We start from the raw sequence: 17,252 nt of genomic DNA, 5'->3' as shown, positions 1-17,252 counted from the left end.
CGCCCGTGCGGTCGGAGTCTGCCCGAACCGGCCCGCGCCGTGCGCGCGCGTGCCTACGCTGACCGCGTGACGGAACCCCTGAGCACCTCTGCGGGCGCCTACCTGCGCCACCCCCATCTGCACGGTGACCTGGTCACCTTCGTCGCCGAGGACGACGTCTGGCTGGCCCCGCTGGACGGTGGCCGGGCCTGGCGGCTGACGGCCGATCACCTGCCCGTCCGGCACCCCCGGTTCGCCCCCGACGGGCGGCACATCGCCTTCACCTCCACCCGGGACGGCGCGCCCGAGGTGCACGTGGTGCCGGTGGACGGCGGGCCGTCCCGGCGGCTCACCCACTGGGGCAGCGAGCAGACCGAGGTGCGGGGCTGGACGGCCGACGGGCGCCCGATCGCCCTCACCACCGCCGGTGAGGCGACCCTGCGCCGCAGCTGGGCGCACGCCGTGCCGCTGGACGGCGGCGAGTCGGTGCGGCTGCCGTACGGGCCGGTCGGCGGGCTCGCCTTCGAGCCGGGCGGCGACCGCGTGCTGCTGGGCACCGTCAACAACCGCGAGCCGGCCTGGTGGAAGCGCTACCGGGGCGGCCGGGCGGGCAAGTTGTGGATCGGGCGGGACGAATTCGTCCGCGTCCACGAGGAGTTGGACGGCCAGCTCGACTCGCCGCTGTGGGTGGGGGAGCGGATCGCCTTCCTCTCCGACCACGAGGGCGTCGGCGAGCTCTACTCCAGCCTCCCGGACGGCTCCGACCTGCGCCGCCACACCACCGACCCGGACGGCTTCTACGCCCGCAACGCCGGCACCGACGGCACCCGGGCGGTGTTCCACCGGGCCGGCGACGTCTGGCTGCTGGACGACCTGGCGGGAGCCGCGCCCCGCCGCCTCGACATCCGGCTGGCCGGCCCGCGCAGCGGCCGCCGCCCCCGCCCGGTGCACGCCGCGCACTGGCTGGAGTCCGCCGCCCCCGACCGCACCGGCCGGGCCGGCGCCGTGGTGGTGCGCGGCGACGTGCACTGGCTGACCCACCGCGAGGGCCCGGCCCGGGTGCTGGACGAGACCCCGGGGGCGCGCGGGCGGCTGGCCCGGGTGGTGCCGGGCGAGGACGGCACCCAGGGCGTGCTGTGGGTGTCCGACGCCGAGGGCGAGGACGCCCTGGAGTTCGCCCCCGACGCCCAGGGCGCCGAGCGCCGCCGACTGGCCGCCGGGCGGATCGGCCGGGTCAACTCCCTGGCGGTGTCCCCGGACGGCAGGCAGGCCGCGCTCGGCGTGCACGACGGCCGGGTCCTGCTGGTCGCGCTCGCCGACGGCACCGTGCACGAGCTGGACCGCAGCGCCGACGGCGAGGTCGGCGGGCTGGCCTTCAGCCCGGACTCGGCCTGGCTGGCCTGGTCGCGGCCGGTGCACCGGCTGGGCCCGTACTCGCTGCGCCAGATCGTGCTGGCCGACCTGGCGACCCGGACGGTCGGCGAGGTCACCCAGGAGCGCTTCATCGACACCTCGCCGGCCTTCACCGCGGACGGCCGCTACCTGGCGTTCCTGTCGGTGCGCAACTTCGACCCGGTCTACGACTCGCACGTCTTCGACCTGTCGTTCCCCAACGGCTGCCGCCCGTACCTGATCACGCTGGCCGCCGACACGCCGTCCCCGTTCGGGCCGCAGCGGGCCGGGCGCCCGCTCGGCGGGGAGGAGGACGAGCCGCGCGGCAGGAAGGCGGACGGCGAGGAGGCCGCCGGCGACGCCGCGCCGGTGACCAGGGTCGACCTGGACGGCATCGCGGACCGGATCGTCCCGTTCCCGGTCGAGGGCGGCCGGTTCGACGCGCTCAGGGCCGCCAAGGACGGCGTGCTGTGGACCCGCGCCCCGCTGCTCGGCGAACTCGGCGACGAGGCGGCCTCGCCCGAGGACGAGCGGCCCCGGCCGGTGCTGGAGCGCTTCGACCTGAGGAAGCGCCGCGTCGAGCAACTGGTGCACGGCGTGGACGGCTTCGCGGTCAGCGGGGACGGCACCCGGGTGGCCGTGCTGGACGGGGGCGAGCTGCGGATCGTCCCGGCCGAGCACAAGGCGGGCGGCGAGGACGACGAGGTGGGCGTCGACCTGACCCGGCTGCGGGTCACCGTCGACCCGGCCGCCGAGTGGCGGCAGATGTACGCCGAGAACGGCCGCCTGATGCGCGACAACTTCTGGCGCCCCGACCTCGGCGGCGTCGACTGGGCCGGCGTGCTGGACCGCTACCGGCCGCTCGTGGAACGCCTCGGCTCGCACGACGACCTGGTCGACCTGCTCTGGGAGGTGCACGGCGAACTCGGCACCTCGCACGCCTACGTCGTCCCGTACGGCCGGTACACCGAGCCCGCCCGGCGCCAGGGCCTGCTCGGCGCGGACCTCGCCAGGGACGGCGACCGGTGGCGGATCGCCCGCATCCTGCCCGGCGAGTCCTCCGACCCCCGGGCCCGCTCGCCGCTGGCCGCGCCCGGCGCCGCGATCCGCCCGGGCGACGCGGTCCTCGCCGTCAACGGCCGCCCGGTGGACCCGGTCACCGGCCCGGCCCCGCTGCTGGCCGGCACCGCCGGGCAGCCGGTCGAGCTGACCGTGGCCGGCAAGGACGGCACCGACCGGCGCCACCCGGTGGTCGTCCCGATCGCCGACGAGGAGCCGCTGCGCTACCACGACTGGGTGGCCGGGCGGCGGGCCGCGGTGCGCGAGCTGTCCGGCGGCCGGCTCGGCTACCTGCACATCCCCGACATGCAGTCGGCCGGCTGGGCCCAGATCCACCGCGACCTGGCCGTGGAGCTGGCCAGGGACGGCGTGATCGTCGACGTCCGGGAGAACCGCGGCGGCCACACCTCGCAGCTGGTGATCGAGAAGCTCGCCCGCCGGATCGTCGGCTGGAACGCCATCCGGGACACCGACCACCCGGTGCCCTACCCCCTCGACGCCCCGCGCGGGCCGGTCGTCGCGCTCGCCAACGAGTTCTCCGGCTCGGACGGCGACGTCGTCAACGCCGTCATCCAGACGCTCGGCATCGGCCCGGTGGTCGGCACCCGCACCTGGGGCGGGGTGATCGGCATCGACAGCCGCTACCACCTGGTCGACGGCACCCTCGTCACCCAGCCCAAATACGCGTACTGGCTGGAGAACTACGGCTGGGGCGTGGAGAACCACGGCGTCGACCCGGACGTCGAGGTGCCGATGGCCCCGCACCAGTGGGCCGCCGGCGAGGACCCGCAGCTGGCCGAGGGCGTGCGGATCGCCCTCGCCGCGCTCGCCGCGGCCCCGCCCCGCACGGCCCCGCCGATGCCCTGGGCGTAGGGCACGCCCCCGTCGCCCCCGTCGGGCGGGAGAGCAGCCGAACGGGAGGTCGGCCCGGCCGACTTCCCGCTAGGCTGCGCCCGTACGGCCCCAGACCAGACACGAACCGAGGAGAAACCGATGGCCGGCGAGCCGCAGCCCGACTGCCTGTTCTGCAAGATCGTGGCGGGCGAGATCCCGGCGACCGTGGTGCGCAAGACCGAGCGCGTCCTCGCCTTCCGCGACATCGCCCCCAAGGCGCCGCTGCACGTCCTGGTCATCCCGCACGTCCACTACCCGAACGCCGCCGAGCTGGCCGCCGCCGAGCCGGAGATCGCCGGTGAACTCCTCGCCGAGGCGGGCGCGGTGGCCAGGGACGAGGGCGTCGAGGACTACCGGCTGATCTTCAACACCGGCGCCGGCGCCGGCCAGACGGTCTTCCACGCCCACGTCCACGTGCTCGGCGGCAAGCCGATGACCGAGAACATGGTCTGACCTACGTGTCACAGCGCGAACTCGTCGTCCTCGGCACCGCCAGCCAGGTGCCCACCCGGCACCGCAACCACAACGGCTACCTGCTCCGCTGGGACGGCGAGGGCCTGCTGTTCGACCCCGGCGAGGGCACCCAGCGGCAGATGCTGCTGGCCGGCGTCTCGGCCACCCAGATCACCCGGATCGCCGTCACGCACTTCCACGGCGACCACTGCCTGGGCCTCGCCGGGGTGATCCAGCGGATCAACCTGGACCGCGTCCCCCACCCGGTGGACGTCTATTTCCCGGCCTCCGGCGAGGTCTACTTCGAGCGGCTGCGGCACGCCACCGCCTACCACGAGACGGCCGTCCTGCGGCCCCGGCCGATCGACGAGCCGGGCCCGCTGCCCGCACCCGGCGCCCGCTTCGCGCTGGACGCCGTGCGGCTGTCCCACCCCGTGGAGTCCTTCGGCTACCGGCTGTCCGAGCCGGACGGCCGCCGCCTGGTGCCCGAACGCCTCGCCGCGCTGGGCGTCTTCGGCCCCGCGGTCGGCCGCCTCCAGCACGAGGGGGCGATCGAGGCGGACGGCCGGCGGGTCACCCTGGAGGAGGTCAGCGAGCCCCGGCCGGGCCAGCGCTTCGCCTTCGTGATGGACACCCGGCTCTGCGACGGCGTGTACGAACTCGCCGAGGGCGCCGACCTGTTGGTCGCCGAGTCGACCTTCACCGACGCCGACTCCCGGCTCGCCGAGGAGCACGGCCACCTCACCGCCGGGCAGGCCGCCAAGGCCGCCGCCGAGGCCGGCGTGCGCACCCTGGTGCTGACCCACTTCTCCCAGCGCTACCCGGACCTCGGCCAGCATCTGGCCGACGCCCGCAAGCACTTCGACGGCGAGCTGGTGCTCGCCGCCGACCTCGCCCGGGTGCCCGTCCCCGTCCGGCGCCAGCCGTGAACCCGGCCCGCACCCCGTGAAAAGCGCTCGCGCCGCCCCCCGATCTGCCGCAGCATCGTCGGGTGCGGCCCCGCCGCCCGCCGCGGCGACCACGTGCGCGGCGTACCCTGGTGCCCCGGAGAGACCGATCGGCACACGACACCACGGATGGGATGAGGCAGGCCCAGCGCCGACCTATGAGTGACACATCGCAGACCCGTACGAACGGACAGTCGCGCTCCGAACCGGCCGACGACGGTCGCGTCAGCGCCCGGATCGTCATCCCCGAGAAGCACCCGATGGTCACCCTGCTCGGCACGGCGGACTCGCTGCTGCGCGTGATCGAGCAGGGCTTCCCCGCCGCCGACATCCACGTCCGCGGCAACGAGGTGACCGCCACCGGAGCGCGCGCCGAGGTCGCCCTCGTGCAGCGGCTCTTCACCGAGATGATGCTGGTGCTGCGCACCGGCCAGCCCTTGACGGAGGATTCCGTGGAGCGCTCCATCGCCATGCTCCGCGGTGCCGCGGAGGACCCGGACAGCCCGGCGCCCTCCAAGGTGTTCACCGCGAACATCCTGTCCAACCGGGGCCGCACGATCCGCCCCAAGACCCTCAACCAGCAGCGCTACGTCGAGGCGATCGACAAGCACACGATCGTCTTCGGCCTCGGCCCGGCCGGCACCGGCAAGACCTACCTCGCGATGGCCAAGGCCGTCCAGGCCCTCCAGGCCAAGGAGGTCAACCGGATCATCCTGACCCGCCCGGCCGTCGAGGCGGGGGAGCGGCTGGGCTTCCTGCCCGGCACCCTCTACGAGAAGATCGACCCGTACCTGCGCCCGCTGTACGACGCGCTGCACGACATGATGGACCCGGACTCCATCCCGCGCCTGATGGCGGCCGGCACCATCGAGGTCGCGCCGCTGGCGTACATGCGCGGCCGCACCCTCAACGACGCCTTCATCATCCTGGACGAGGCCCAGAACACCTCGCCCGAGCAGATGAAGATGTTCCTCACCCGCCTCGGTTTCAACTCCCGGGTGGTGGTCACCGGCGACACCAGCCAGATCGACCTCCCGGGCGGTACCCGCAGCGGCCTCAAGGTCGTCCAGGACATCCTGGCCGACGTGCCCGACATCCACTTCTCCGTCCTCACCAGCACCGACGTGGTCCGCCACAAGCTGGTCGGCCGGATCGTGGACGCCTACGAACGCTGGGACGCCAAGCAGGAGGCCGAGGAGAACCCCTCGCCCGCCCGCAAGCCGGCCCAGCGGCGCGGCTCCCGCGCACCCCGTCAGTCCCATCGCACCGAAAGCTGAGTACGCAGCCCGTCATGTCGATCGACATCGCCAACGAGTCCGGTTGGGACGCCGATGAGGAAGCCATCCTCGACGTCGCCCGCTTCGCCCTGGACAAGATGCGGATCCACCCGCAGTCCGAACTGTCCGTGATCCTGGTGGACGGAGCGGCGATGGAGGAGCTGCACATCCAGTGGATGGACCTCCCCGGCCCCACCGACGTGATGTCCTTCCCCATGGACGAGCTGCGCCCCGGCAAGGAGGGCGAGGAGCTGCCGCAGGGCCTGCTCGGCGACATCGTGCTCTGCCCGGAGGTCGCCGAGCAGCAGGGCAAGGCGGCCCCCTCCAAGCACTCGATGGACGAGGAGCTCCAACTGCTCACCGTCCACGGGGTGCTGCACGTCCTCGGGTACGACCACGAGGAGCCCGAGGAGGAGGAGGAGATGTTCGCCCTCCAGAAGCGCATCCTGGACGACTGGCGGGCGGGCCGGGGCCTCGGTGGTCTCTCCCCGGCCCCCACCACCCACTGAGCGCGGAGCCCGAACCCCTGTGAGTGGTGAAAGTACGAGCTTCATCCTCGGTGCCGTGCTCCTCGTCGTCCTCGGCTGGCTGGCCGCGTGCGCCGAGGCGGGCATCTCCCGGGTCTCCCGGTTCCGGGCGGAGGAGGCCGTGCGGGCCGGGCGGCGCGGCTCGGCCCGGCTGCTGACCGTCGCCTCCGACCCGATCCGCTACCTCAACCTGGCGACCCTGATCCGGGTGGCCAGCGAGATGGCGGCGGCCGTCCTGGTCACCGTGGTGTGCGTGCGCAACGTGGAGCCGATCTGGCAGGCCGTGCTGCTGGCGTTCGGCGTGATGGTGCTGGTGTCCTTCGTCGCGGTGGGGGTCTCGCCGCGCACGATCGGGCGCCAGCACCCGCTCACCACCGCGACCGCCGCCTCCTTCGTGCTGCTGCCGCTGGCCGCGGTGCTCGGCCCGATCCCGCGGCTGCTGATCCTGCTCGGCAACGCGCTGACCCCGGGCAAGGGCTACCGGGAGGGGCCGTTCGCCTCCGAGGCCGAACTGCGGGCGCTGGTCGACCTCGCCGAGAAGGACGACCTGATCGAGGACGAGGAGCGCCGGATGGTGCACTCGGTCTTCGAGCTGGGCGACACCATCGTCCGCGAGGTGATGGTGCCGCGCACCGACCTGGTGATGATCGAGCGGCACAAGACCGTCCGGCAGGCGCTCACCCTGGCGCTGCGCTCGGGCTTCTCGCGGATCCCCGTGGTCGGGGACAGCGAGGACGACGTGGTCGGCATCGTCTACCTGAAGGACCTGGTCCGGCGCACCCACATCAACCGGGAGGCGGAGTCCGAGGAGGTCGGCGCGGTGATGCGCCCGGCCGTCTTCGTACCGGACTCCAAGCCGGCCGGCGACCTGCTGCGCGAGATGCAGCAGCGCCGCTCGCACGTGGCGATCGTGATCGACGAGTACGGCGGCACGGCCGGCCTGGTCACCATCGAGGACGTCCTGGAGGAGATCGTCGGCGAGATCACCGACGAGTACGACCGGGAGATCGCGCCGGTGGAGGACCTCGGCGACGGCTCGTACCGGATCACCGCCCGGCTGCTGGTGGAGGACCTGGGCGAGCTGTTCGGCATCGAGCTGGAGGACGAGGACGTCGAGACCGTCGGCGGCCTGCTGGCCAAGCACCTCGGCCGGGTGCCGATCCCCGGCTCGGCCTGCGAGATCCCGCTGCCCGAGCCCGCCGGCACCGGGCTGACCGGCATCCTGCTGACCGCCGAGTCCTCGGCCGGGCGCCGCAACCGGATCGGCTCGATGGTCGCGACCCCGGTCCGCAAGGCCGCGGAGGCCGGGGCGGAGCCCGGCGAGTAGCGGTCGCGCCCCGGCGGAGCGACCATGGACAGCATGACGCATCAACTTCGCGCGGAGTACGGCCCGCAGGGTGCGACCGGCGGGGTCAAGGTCTGGCACGTGGTGCGCGACGGCGACCCCGCGACGGCGCTCTGCGGCCGCAGCCTGGCCGACGACGCCGAGACGCGGCCCGAGCAGGAGTGGGGCACCGGGCTGCGCTGCTGCCAGCAGTGCGGTTCGCTCTACATGCACGAGGTGCCGCACATGCAGGGGAGCCATCCCTACAGCTAGGCCGTGGTGGAGGTCGCCATGAAGCTGCAAGACGAACTGCCCGTGAACAGCCGGCTCGCCACGGTGTGGCGGATCGGGGCGGGGCTCGGGGGGATCTTCCTGATCGTGTTCGGGTGCCTGGGGCTGGCCGATCACCCGGGCTTCCTCGCCACCCACGGTGACCGGATCACCGGGCTGTCGACCAACGGGGCGCTGAGCATCCTGTCCATCGTGGCGGGCGCGATCCTGGTGGCGGGGGCGGTGGTCGGCGGCAACTTCGCGTCCAACCTGAACATGGTGGTCGGCGTGCTGTTCGTCCTGTCCGGCTTCTACGGCCTGGCGGTGCTCGGGCGGCCGGACGCCAACATCCTGAACTTCCGGATGTCGAACGTGCTGTTCGCCTTCATCTTCGGGGTGATCCTGACGACCTTCGGGATGTACGGCCGGGTGAGCAGTCACCTGCCGCACGACAACCCGTTCTGGCGCGAGCGCACGGAGCACGAGACGGCGCGGCCGTCCGGGCCGAAGACTTTCGTCAAGGTCCTCAACCCGAACCCCGGTCCGACCCACCCGGTCGGCCACTGAGCGGCCGCGGGGGCCGCCTATGCTCGGCGGCATGAGTGACATCGTCGAGCTCGACCCCGAAGACAAGAAGATCATCACCCTGGCCCGCTCGGCCCGCGCCCGCAACGGCGTCGCCGAGGGGGCCGCGGTGCGTGACGAGACCGGCCGGACGTACGTGGCCGGGACGGTCGCGCTGGAGTCGCTGCGGCTGAGCGCGCTGCAGACGGCGGTGGCGATGGCGGTGGCCAGCGGTGCGAAGTCGCTGGAGGCGGCGGCCGTGGTGAGCGAGGCGGAGCAGCCGGCCGAGGCCGACCTGGCGGCCGTCCGGGACCTCGGCGGGGCCGGGACGCCCGTGCTGCTGGCCGGTGTGGACGGGACGCTGCGGGTGGCGGCCGAGGCCCGCTGAGGGCTGCCGAGGGCTGCTCAGGGCCCGCTGCGGCCTGCCGCGGCGGGCGATGCCGGGCGATGGCGGCGGCCTGGCGAACACCTGCCCGAACCGAGCGGATAGTCTCACCGGGGGAGTGAACTCGGTGAGGGGGCTGGGCACATGGGGGCGGTGGCGTTCTTCGCCGGGCTGCTGCTGTTCGTGATGGGGATGGGCAAGTGGCAGGAGACCGGCTCGCCGTATTGGCTCTGGGGTTCGGTCGCCTTCCTGGTCCTGTTGGTGGTGATGTCGGTGGTTTCGCGGGGCGGTCGCAAGGGCTGATCGGGCGGTGCGGGCGGGCCCGGGCAGCGCGACTCCGGTGATCAGGGAGAATGGAGCACATGAGTGCCCCTTCCTCCTCGTACCGCTCCGGCTTCGCGTGCTTCGTCGGCCGACCCAACGCGGGCAAGTCGACCCTGACCAACGCTCTGGTGGGGACGAAGGTCGCGATCACCTCCGACCGCCCGCAGACCACCCGGCACACCGTGCGCGGCATCGTGCACCGCCCGGACTCCCAGCTCGTCCTGGTCGACACCCCCGGCCTGCACAAGCCGCGCACCCTGCTCGGCGAGCGCCTCAACGACCTGGTCCGCAGCACCTGGGCCGAGGTCGACGTGATCGGCTTCTGCCTGCCCGCCGACCAGAAGCTCGGCCCCGGCGACAAGTTCATCGCCAAGGAACTCGCCGAGGTCAAGAAGACCCCCAAGGTCGCCATCGTCACCAAGACCGACCTGGTCGACTCCAAGCGGCTCGCCGAGCAGCTGATCGCCATCCACCAGCTCGGTGAGGAACTGGGCATCGAGTGGGCCGAGATCATCCCGGTCTCGGCTGTCGGCGACAAGCAGGTGGAACTGGTCGGCGACCTGATCACCAAGCTGCTGCCGGAGGGCATGCCGCTCTACCCGGACGGCGACCTCACCGACGAGCCCGAGCAGATCATGGTCGCGGAGCTGATCCGCGAGGCCGCCCTGGAGGGCGTCCGGGACGAGCTGCCGCACTCGCTGGCCGTCGTGGTCGAGGAGATGCTCCCGCGCGAGGGCCGCCCGGCGGACCGCCCGCTGCTGGACATCCACGCCAACGTCTACATCGAGCGGCAGAGCCAGAAGGCGATCGTCATCGGCGCCAAGGGCGCGCGGCTCAAGCACGTCGGCACCACCGCCCGCAAGCACATCGAGGCGCTGCTCGGCACGCCGGTCTTCCTGGACCTGCACGTCAAGGTGGCCAAGGACTGGCAGCGCGACCCGAAGCAGCTGCGCAAGCTCGGCTTCTGAGCCCCGGCTCCCAGCGAAGGCCCGCCCGGATCTGATCGACCGGGCGGGCCTTCGGCGTGTCCGGGGGCCGGTGGGGCTACGCGCCCTCGCGCAGGACCAGCGACACCAGTTCGCGCTGCGAGTCGGTGAGCTTCGGGTCGGCGCAGTAGACCGTCCGGCCGTCGACGGTGATCTCGTAGTGGAAGCCGTCCGGCACCCCGTACGAGGGCGCCCGCAGCCCGCCCGCGACGGCCTCGCGGGCGAGCGCGTGGACGTGCGGGGCGTCCGTGCGGTCGACGGTGTCGAGTTCCGCGTGGCGGACGATCCCCGCGAAGCCGCCGGTCCGGGTCACCTGGATACGCATGGTGTCCATGGTGCTACCAGGGGAGGGAGTTTGCCGGTCTTTTCCCGGACCGTGACCTTAAGCCCGGCTCAACCTGGTCTCAATCGGTCCTCGGCCGGGGCCGTCGCCGGGGCCTTCATCGTGGCTGCCGGAGGGGCTGCCGGAGGGGCCGCCGGAGGGTTCAGCCGGGGCTGACGCCCACCTGCGCCCAGGAGGCCGTCACGGTGTCCGCGACCGAGGACTGGTCGGGGTAGCGGGCCTTGGCGGCGGCCACGGTGGCCCGGGCGAAGGCGGTGAAGTCGGCGTCGGCGGCCAGCTGGTGGCCGGTCAGGGCGTCGTACCAGATCCGCCCGGCGCGGTCCCAGGCCTGGCCGCCGAGGGCGGTGGCCAGCAGGTAGAACGCGTGGTTGGGGATGCCGGAGTTGATGTGCACGCCGCCGTTGTCGTCGGTGGTGTCCACGTAGTCCCGCATGTGCGCGGGCTGCGGGTCCTTGCCGAGCCGGGGGTCGTCGTAGGCGGTGCCGGGGGCCTTCATCGAGCGCAGCGCCACGCCCTGGATGCCGGGGGCGAGCAGTCCGGCGCCGATCAGCCAGTCGGCGTGGGCGGCGTCCTGGCGCAGCGCGTACTGCTTGACCAGCGAGCCGAAGACGTCGGAGACCGACTCGTTGAGCGCGCCGGGCTGGTCCTGGTACTGCAGGCCGGCGGTGAACTGGGTGACGCCGTGGGTGAGTTCGTGGCCGATGACGTCGACGCAGGCGGTGAAGTCGCCGAAGATCTCGCCGTCGCCGTCGCCGAAGACCATCTGGTGGCCGTTCCAGAAGGCGTTGTCGTAGTCCTGGCCGTAGTGCACGGTGGCGTCCAGGCGCAGCCCCCGGTTGTCGATCGAGCGGCGGCCGAAGACGGTGGCGTACAGGGCGAAGGTGTCGCCGAGGCCGTCGTAGGCGTGGTTGACGGACTGGTCGGCGACCGGGGCCTGGCCCTCGGTGCGGACGGTCCGGCCGGGCAGCCGCTGGCTGTGGGCGGTGTCGGCGATCAGCCGGCTGGGGGTCGGGCCGGTGCTGACGGGCGGGGGAGGGGTGAGGCGGGCCGCGCGGTGCGCGGTGTCGAGCAGGAGGGAGCGGACGGCGGGCTCGTGACCGGCCTCGGCGAGGCGGTCCAGGACGTACGGCGGGACGATCGCGCAGATCGGAACTGCTGCAGTCATGTGGCCCAGGGTGAGGCCTCGATGACCGGTTGTCACCACTCTTGGCGTGACCGGTCGGTGTCTCAAGGGGTGGAACGGTGGCCCGGATCACTTCGGGGGCGCGCGGCCCTGGGTTACGCTGGGGCCATCATGCGCAACGGGCTGCTTCTTCTTAGCTGCCGCGTCGAGGGCCTGTAGTCCACAGGGCCGGCTCCCTCGCCGCGGGGATCGAGCTGTGCGCGTCATCCGGCGATCCAACGGAGGGTCGCGAGCGGCAGCTGCCGGCCAGTCGGTGTCGACCACCCCGACCCGCCCCCGCACCACGCATCACAGGAAGCCGAGAGTCATTCCATGACCGAGCAGAGCTCCGCCGCGCCCATCCCCGCCGGTCGCGCCTTCGTCGACCGTCCCACCCCGATCACCGCCGCGTCCGTGCGCCAGCTGCCCTCCGGCATGCGGTACGGGCGCTACCTGCCGTTCGACACCGTCGACCTGCCGGACCGCACGTGGCCGAGCACGGTGATCACCAAGGCGCCGCGCTGGCTCTCCACCGACCTGCGGGACGGCAACCAGGCGCTGATCGACCCGATGTCCCCGGCCCGCAAGCGCAAGATGTTCGACCTGCTGGTCGCGATGGGCTACAAGGAGATCGAGGTCGGCTTCCCGTCCTCCGGAGCCACCGACCACGCCTTCGTGCGGTCGCTGATCGAGGAGGGGGCGATCCCCGAGGACGTCACCATCTCGGTGCTGACGCAGGCCCGCGAGGAGCTGATCGAGAAGACCGTCGAGTCGCTGGTCGGCGCCCCGCGCGCGACGGTCCACCTGTACAACGCGACGGCGCCGCTGTTCCGCCGGGTGGTGTTCCGCAACGACCGGGCCGCCACCAAGGCGATCGCCACCGACGGCACCCGGCTGGTGATGGAGTACGCCGAGAAACTGCTGGGCGAGGAGACCGTCTTCGGCTACCAGTACTCGCCGGAGATCTTCGTGGACACCGAGCTGGACTTCGCGCTGGAGGTCTGCGAGGCGGTCATGGACGTCTGGCAGCCGGGCGAGGGCCGCGAGATCATCCTGAACCTGCCGGCCACCATCGAGCGGGCCACCCCGAACGTGCAGGCCGACCAGTTCGAGTGGATGTCGCGCAACCTGTCGCGCCGCGAGTTCGTCTGCCTGTCGGTGCACCCGCACAACGACCGCGGCACCGCCGTCGCCTCCGCCGAACTGGCCTACATGGCGGGCGCGGACCGCATCGAGGGCTGCCTGTTCGGCCAGGGCGAGCGGACGGGCAACGTCGACCTGGTGACCCTGGGCATGAACCTGTTCTCGCAGGGCATCGACCCGCAGATCGACTTCTCCGACATCGACGAGGTGCGCCGCACCGCCGAGTACTGCAACCAGATGGAGGTGCACCCGCGCCACCCGTACGCCGGCGACCTGGTGTACACCTCCTTCTCCGGCTCGCACCAGGACGCCATCAAGAAGGGCTTCGACGCCCTGGAGGCGGACGCGGCGGCGGCGGGCGTCCCGGTGGGGGAGCACACCTGGGGCGTGCCGTACCTGCCGATCGACCCGAAGGACGTCGGCCGCACCTACGAGGCGGTCATCCGGGTCAACAGCCAGTCCGGCAAGGGCGGTGTGGCGTACGTCCTGAAGAACGACCACAAGCTGGACCTGCCGCGCCGGATGCAGATCGAGTTCTCCCGGATCATCCAGGCCAAGACCGACGCCGAGGGCGGCGAGGTCACCCCGGCCGAGATCTGGCGGGTCTTCGAGGACGAGTACCTGCCGACCCCGGACAACCCGTGGGGCCGGATCTCGCTGAGCGGTTCGCGCACCCTGACCACCGAGGACGGCCGGGACGCGCTGATCGCCGGCGCGCTGGTGGACTCGGTACCGGTGACCCTGACCGGTGTCGGCAACGGCCCGGTCTCCGCCTTCACGGACGCGCTGGCCCGGATCGGCCTGGACGTCCGCGTCCTGGACTACGCCGAGCACGCGCTGAGCGAGGGCGGCGACGCCCAGGCCGCCGCGTACGTCGAGTGCGCGGTGGACGGCAAGGTGCTGTGGGGCGTCGGCATCGACGCCAACACCGTGCTGGCCTCGCTGAAGGCGATCATCAGCGCCGTCAACCGGGCACAGCGCGGGTAGTTCGTACGAGTGAGATGTGGCGGGGCCGTCCTCCGGGGCGGCCCTTCGCCGCGCCTGGGGCCAGTTGTGTCCTGCGCCACATTTTTTCGGGTCGGAAGCCGTTCGAGGTACTGACACGTGCCGGTAACCATGGCAACATCGATCCACCGGAAAGCCGGGTCGGTGGGACGGCCTCGGTGTCCGGTCGCGTGACCTGCCCATTGTTGTGCAGGCCGTCTGCCATGTCTGGGGAGTGGCGCCGTGACCAGGTTGTGGGGTGTTCGCCCGCGGTGGCGGACTGACGTTCTCGGTGACTTCTTCTGCCCGGGCTGTGGCGGGGACCGCAACTACCGCCGGCAGCACGGCCGGCGGTGGCTGCGGTTGCTGGGGACCCCGGTGGCCCCGCTCGGCCCGGTGATCGGCAGCGTGCAGTGCACCAGCTGCCACGGCCGCTACGGCGTCGAGAGCCTGGAACAGCCCACCTCCGTACGGCTCGGCGCGATGCTGCGGGACGCGCAGTACACCATCGCGCTCGCCCTGCTCGCGGCCGGCGGCACCGCGCACCGCGCGGCCCGCGAGTCGGCCTGCACGGCGGTGCGCGAGGCCGGGTTCGAGGACTGCGGCGAGGCCCAGGTGCTGGCCGCGCTCGCCGCGCTGTCCGGGCTCGGCGGCGAACTCTACGACGCCCACGGGATGGCCGGCGGCCTGGCCGTGGAACTGCACGCGGTGCTCGAACCGCTCGCCCCGCACCTGGCCCACCAGGGCCGGGAGCGGCTGCTGCTGCAGGGCGCGGCGATCGCCCTGTCCGACGGGCGCTACCTGCCGCAGGAGCGCGAGGCGCTGGCCGCGGTCGGGCGCTGTCTGGATCTACCGCAGTCGCGGGTCGGGGCGCTGCTGGAGGCGGCGACCCGGGCTCCGTACTAGACCTTCTCCGCAGTAACCGGACCTCCCCCGCAGGACGGAACCTCCTCCGCAGAACCGGGCCCGCTCCGCAGTGCCGGGCCCCGGGCCTGCCGCGCAACCCCCCGAGCCATCTCCGATCCCCCACAAAACGGGCCCGAAATCCCCCTCCGGGCCCGCCGTGACCCGCACCGCTCGGTCCTCCCCCACGGACCCGGTGCGGGCAACACGGCTGTCGGCGGCCGGGGCGCGCCGTGGGGGAGAATGGTTCCCATGAGTCTTTTCCGGGACGACGGCGTCGTGCTGCGGGCGCAGAAGCTCGGCGAGGCCGATCGGATCATCACCCTGCTGACCCGGCACCACGGCAAGGTGCGGGCGGTGGCGCGCGGGGTGCGCAAGACCAAGTCCAAGTTCGGCGCCCGGCTGGAGCCGTTCTCGCACGTGGACGTGCAGTTCTTCAGCCGGGGGAGTGAGCTGATCGGCCGTGGGTTGCCGCTGTGCACCCAGGTGGAGACGATCGCGCCGTACGGCGGGTCGATCGTCACCGACTACGGCCGCTACACCGCCGGGACGGCGATGCTGGAGACGGCCGAGCGGTTCGCCGAGAACGAGGGTGAACCGGCCGTCCAGCAGTACCTGCTGCTGGTGGGCGCGCTGCGCACGCTGGCGGCCGGGCTGCACGAGTCGCACCTGGTGATGGACGCCTTCCTGCTGCGCTCGCTCGCGGTGAACGGGTACGGCGCGAGCTTCACGGACTGCGCCAAATGCGGGCTGGAGGGGCCGAACCGTTTCTTCTCCCTTCCCGCAGGCGGGGTCCTCTGCCCGGACTGCCGAGTGCCCGGATGTGCCGTACCCTCCCCTGAGACACTGGTACTGCTCGGGGCGCTGCTGTCAGGGGACTGGCAGACGGCCGATTCCTGCGAGCCGAGGTACTGGCGGGAGGGCAGCGGCCTGGTCGCGGCCTATCTGCAGTGGCATTTGGAGCGGGGCATCCGCTCGATGAGATACGTGGAGAAGTGAGCACATGGCAGCGCGACGGCTCTTCGGCGGCGGCAAGCAGAGGGAGTACCTCCCCCCGACCCCGCACCCCAGTGGCGCACAGCCCCCGAAGATTCCCGGCGAGCTGGTCCCCGAACACGTCGCCATCGTGATGGACGGCAACGGCCGCTGGGCCAAGGAGCGCGGACTGCCCCGCACCGAGGGCCACAAGGTCGGCGAGTCCGTCGTGCTGGACGTCCTCAAGGGCGCGATCGAGCTCGGCGTGAAGAACATCTCGCTGTACGCGTTCTCCACCGAGAACTGGAAGCGCTCGCCCGACGAGGTGAAGTTCCTGATGAACTTCAACCGGGACGTCATCCACCGCCGCCGCGACGAGATGGACGCGATGGGCGTGCGGGTCCGCTGGGCGGGCCGGATGCCCAAGCTGTGGAAGAGCGTCGTCCAGGAGCTCCAGGTCGCCGAGGAGCAGACCAAGGACAACGACGCCGTCACGCTCTACATGTGCGTCAACTACGGTGGCCGGGCCGAGCTCGCGGACGCCGCGGCGGCCCTCGCGGCCGACGTCGCCGCCGGGAAGCTGGACCCGAAGAAGGTCAACGAGAAGACCCTCGCCAAGTACATGTACCACCCGGACATGCCGGACGTGGACCTGTTCCTGCGCCCCAGCGGCGAGCAGCGCACCTCCAACTTCCTGCTCTGGCAGTCCGCGTACGCCGAGTTCGTGTTCCAGGACGTGCTCTGGCCGGACTTCGACCGCCGCGACCTGTGGCGCGCCTGCGAGCAGTACGCGAGGCGCGACCGCCGCTTCGGCGGGGCGATCCCGAACGAGGTGCCCGAGCCGCTGGACCTGCCCACCCAGCGCTGACGCGGTACGGCGGCGGTACGGCGAAGGGCCCGTGGGAATCGCTCCCACGGGCCCTTCGCCGTACCGGTGCTCCGCTGGTCAGACCTTCTTGGCGCACTCCGCGCAGGTGCCGAAGATCTCCAGGGTGTGCGCGATGTCGCTGAACCCGTGCTCCGCGGCGACCGCGTTGGCCCAGCGCTCCACCGCCGGGCCCTCCACCTCGACGGTGGCGCCGCAGTGCCGGCACACCAGGTGGTGGTGGTGTCCGCTGCTGCACCGGCGGTAGACGGCCTCGCCGTCGGCGGTGCGCAGCACGTCCACCTCGCCGGCGTCGGCGAGCGACTGGAGGGTGCGGTAGACCGTGGTCAGACCGACGGAGTCCCCGCGGTGCTTGAGCATGTCGTGGAGCTCCTGCGCGCTGCGGAAGTCCTCGATCTCGTCCAGGGCCGCCGAGACGGCGGCACGTTGCCGGGTCGAGCGGGCGCGCGGCGACGGGCCTGCGGTGGTCACCGTG

General features: G+C 72.5%; 18 protein-coding genes. 15 read left to right on the top strand and 3 right to left on the bottom strand.

The window, feature by feature from the left end; genetic code table 11:
• Window positions 1–66 precede the first annotated feature (66 nt).
• From ACFWPI_RS03260 to era, 11 genes are all read left to right on the top strand, one after another.
• Window positions 67–3,303: a PDZ domain-containing protein gene (locus tag ACFWPI_RS03260; RefSeq protein ID WP_380379887.1), complete on the top strand. Its 3,237-nt coding sequence runs from the start codon at window positions 67–69 to the stop codon at window positions 3,301–3,303.
• 120 nt (window positions 3,304–3,423) lie between these two features.
• Entirely contained in the window at window positions 3,424–3,777 is a 354-nt protein-coding gene (locus tag ACFWPI_RS03255; protein ID WP_380379884.1) for a histidine triad nucleotide-binding protein, read from the top strand.
• Between the two features lie 5 nt (window positions 3,778–3,782).
• A complete protein-coding gene (locus ACFWPI_RS03250) occupies window positions 3,783–4,706 on the top strand; it encodes a ribonuclease Z (protein WP_063347519.1) in 924 nt (307 codons plus the stop codon).
• A gap of 176 nt (window positions 4,707–4,882) precedes the next feature.
• Window positions 4,883–6,001 carry a PhoH family protein gene (locus ACFWPI_RS03245; protein WP_380379881.1) on the top strand — a complete coding sequence of 373 codons (1,119 nt, stop codon included), beginning with the start codon at window positions 4,883–4,885 and terminating at the stop codon, window positions 5,999–6,001.
• Window positions 6,002–6,015: 14 nt separating this feature from the next.
• Entirely contained in the window at window positions 6,016–6,510 is a 495-nt protein-coding gene (gene ybeY / locus ACFWPI_RS03240; protein WP_063347517.1) for an rRNA maturation RNase YbeY, read from the top strand.
• Between the two features lie 19 nt (window positions 6,511–6,529).
• On the top strand, window positions 6,530–7,855 hold the full coding sequence (locus ACFWPI_RS03235; protein ID WP_063347516.1) for a hemolysin family protein: 1,326 nt from the start codon (window positions 6,530–6,532) through the stop codon (window positions 7,853–7,855).
• Between the two features lie 33 nt (window positions 7,856–7,888).
• Window positions 7,889–8,125 (top strand): hypothetical protein, encoded by a 237-nt coding sequence (locus ACFWPI_RS03230; RefSeq protein ID WP_063351092.1) that lies wholly within the window; start codon window positions 7,889–7,891, stop codon window positions 8,123–8,125.
• A gap of 18 nt (window positions 8,126–8,143) precedes the next feature.
• Window positions 8,144–8,689, top strand: a complete 546-nt coding sequence (locus tag ACFWPI_RS03225) for a DUF4383 domain-containing protein (RefSeq protein WP_063347515.1) — start codon at window positions 8,144–8,146, stop codon at window positions 8,687–8,689.
• A gap of 31 nt (window positions 8,690–8,720) precedes the next feature.
• Window positions 8,721–9,074, top strand: a complete 354-nt coding sequence (locus ACFWPI_RS03220; RefSeq protein WP_063351091.1) for a hypothetical protein — start codon at window positions 8,721–8,723, stop codon at window positions 9,072–9,074.
• Between the two features lie 150 nt (window positions 9,075–9,224).
• Window positions 9,225–9,374: a hypothetical protein gene (locus tag ACFWPI_RS03215; RefSeq protein WP_380336842.1), complete on the top strand. Its 150-nt coding sequence runs from the start codon at window positions 9,225–9,227 to the stop codon at window positions 9,372–9,374.
• A gap of 59 nt (window positions 9,375–9,433) precedes the next feature.
• The gene (gene era, locus ACFWPI_RS03210) at window positions 9,434–10,363 is read left to right on the top strand and encodes a GTPase Era (protein WP_063347514.1); all 930 of its coding nucleotides are present in this window, start codon (window positions 9,434–9,436) and stop codon (window positions 10,361–10,363) included.
• A gap of 76 nt (window positions 10,364–10,439) precedes the next feature.
• Here the strand turns inward: era and ACFWPI_RS03205 are convergent, their stop codons facing one another.
• Both ACFWPI_RS03205 and ACFWPI_RS03200 read right to left on the bottom strand, forming a co-directional pair.
• On the bottom strand, window positions 10,440–10,706 hold the full coding sequence (locus ACFWPI_RS03205; protein ID WP_063351090.1) for a protealysin inhibitor emfourin: 267 nt from the start codon (window positions 10,704–10,706) through the stop codon (window positions 10,440–10,442).
• A gap of 160 nt (window positions 10,707–10,866) precedes the next feature.
• Entirely contained in the window at window positions 10,867–11,889 is a 1,023-nt protein-coding gene (locus ACFWPI_RS03200) for a M4 family metallopeptidase (protein WP_380379874.1), read from the bottom strand.
• 330 nt (window positions 11,890–12,219) lie between these two features.
• Here ACFWPI_RS03200 and leuA point away from each other — a divergent pair, with 330 nt between their 5' ends.
• The 4 genes from leuA to ACFWPI_RS03180 all read left to right on the top strand — a co-directional run bounded on the left by leuA (window position 12,220) and on the right by ACFWPI_RS03180 (window position 16,759).
• The gene (gene leuA / locus ACFWPI_RS03195) at window positions 12,220–14,016 is read left to right on the top strand and encodes a 2-isopropylmalate synthase (RefSeq protein WP_063347512.1); all 1,797 of its coding nucleotides are present in this window, start codon (window positions 12,220–12,222) and stop codon (window positions 14,014–14,016) included.
• A gap of 360 nt (window positions 14,017–14,376) precedes the next feature.
• Window positions 14,377–14,919 (top strand): TerB family tellurite resistance protein, encoded by a 543-nt coding sequence (locus tag ACFWPI_RS03190; protein WP_244293348.1) that lies wholly within the window; start codon window positions 14,377–14,379, stop codon window positions 14,917–14,919.
• A gap of 249 nt (window positions 14,920–15,168) precedes the next feature.
• The gene (recO, locus tag ACFWPI_RS03185; protein ID WP_063347510.1) at window positions 15,169–15,915 is read left to right on the top strand and encodes a DNA repair protein RecO; all 747 of its coding nucleotides are present in this window, start codon (window positions 15,169–15,171) and stop codon (window positions 15,913–15,915) included.
• Between the two features lie 4 nt (window positions 15,916–15,919).
• Window positions 15,920–16,759, top strand: coding sequence for an isoprenyl transferase (locus tag ACFWPI_RS03180; RefSeq protein WP_380336833.1), 840 nt, complete (start codon window positions 15,920–15,922; stop codon window positions 16,757–16,759).
• A gap of 78 nt (window positions 16,760–16,837) precedes the next feature.
• On the opposite strand, the gene ACFWPI_RS03175 is transcribed toward ACFWPI_RS03180, so the two are convergent.
• Window positions 16,838–17,248: a Fur family transcriptional regulator gene (locus tag ACFWPI_RS03175; protein ID WP_063347508.1), complete on the bottom strand. Its 411-nt coding sequence runs from the start codon at window positions 17,246–17,248 to the stop codon at window positions 16,838–16,840.
• Between the last annotated feature and the right edge of the window lie 4 nt (window positions 17,249–17,252).

Origin of the sequence: Kitasatospora sp. NPDC058492, from assembly GCF_042720685.1 — a bacterium.
Classification (GTDB): Bacteria; Actinomycetota; Actinomycetes; order Streptomycetales; family Streptomycetaceae; genus Kitasatospora.
The sequence above is the reverse complement of the archived record's forward strand: the minus strand, read 5'-3'. Positions and strand labels throughout refer to the sequence as shown.

Coding starts and splice junctions, on each gene's coding strand:
- ACFWPI_RS03245 (WP_380379881.1), top strand. CDS start 4,883: ATGAGTGACACATCGCAGACCCGTACGAACGGACAGTCGCGCTCCGAA.
- ACFWPI_RS03220 (WP_063351091.1), top strand. CDS start 8,721: ATGAGTGACATCGTCGAGCTCGACCCCGAAGACAAGAAGATCATCACC.
- leuA (WP_063347512.1), top strand. CDS start 12,220: ATGACCGAGCAGAGCTCCGCCGCGCCCATCCCCGCCGGTCGCGCCTTC.
- ACFWPI_RS03255 (WP_380379884.1), top strand. CDS start 3,424: ATGGCCGGCGAGCCGCAGCCCGACTGCCTGTTCTGCAAGATCGTGGCG.
- ACFWPI_RS03180 (WP_380336833.1), top strand. CDS start 15,920: ATGGCAGCGCGACGGCTCTTCGGCGGCGGCAAGCAGAGGGAGTACCTC.
- ACFWPI_RS03225 (WP_063347515.1), top strand. CDS start 8,144: ATGAAGCTGCAAGACGAACTGCCCGTGAACAGCCGGCTCGCCACGGTG.
- ybeY (WP_063347517.1), top strand. CDS start 6,016: ATGTCGATCGACATCGCCAACGAGTCCGGTTGGGACGCCGATGAGGAA.
- recO (WP_063347510.1), top strand. CDS start 15,169: ATGAGTCTTTTCCGGGACGACGGCGTCGTGCTGCGGGCGCAGAAGCTC.
- ACFWPI_RS03200 (WP_380379874.1), bottom strand. CDS start 11,889: ATGACTGCAGCAGTTCCGATCTGCGCGATCGTCCCGCCGTACGTCCTG.
- ACFWPI_RS03205 (WP_063351090.1), bottom strand. CDS start 10,706: ATGCGTATCCAGGTGACCCGGACCGGCGGCTTCGCGGGGATCGTCCGC.
- era (WP_063347514.1), top strand. CDS start 9,434: ATGAGTGCCCCTTCCTCCTCGTACCGCTCCGGCTTCGCGTGCTTCGTC.
- ACFWPI_RS03230 (WP_063351092.1), top strand. CDS start 7,889: ATGACGCATCAACTTCGCGCGGAGTACGGCCCGCAGGGTGCGACCGGC.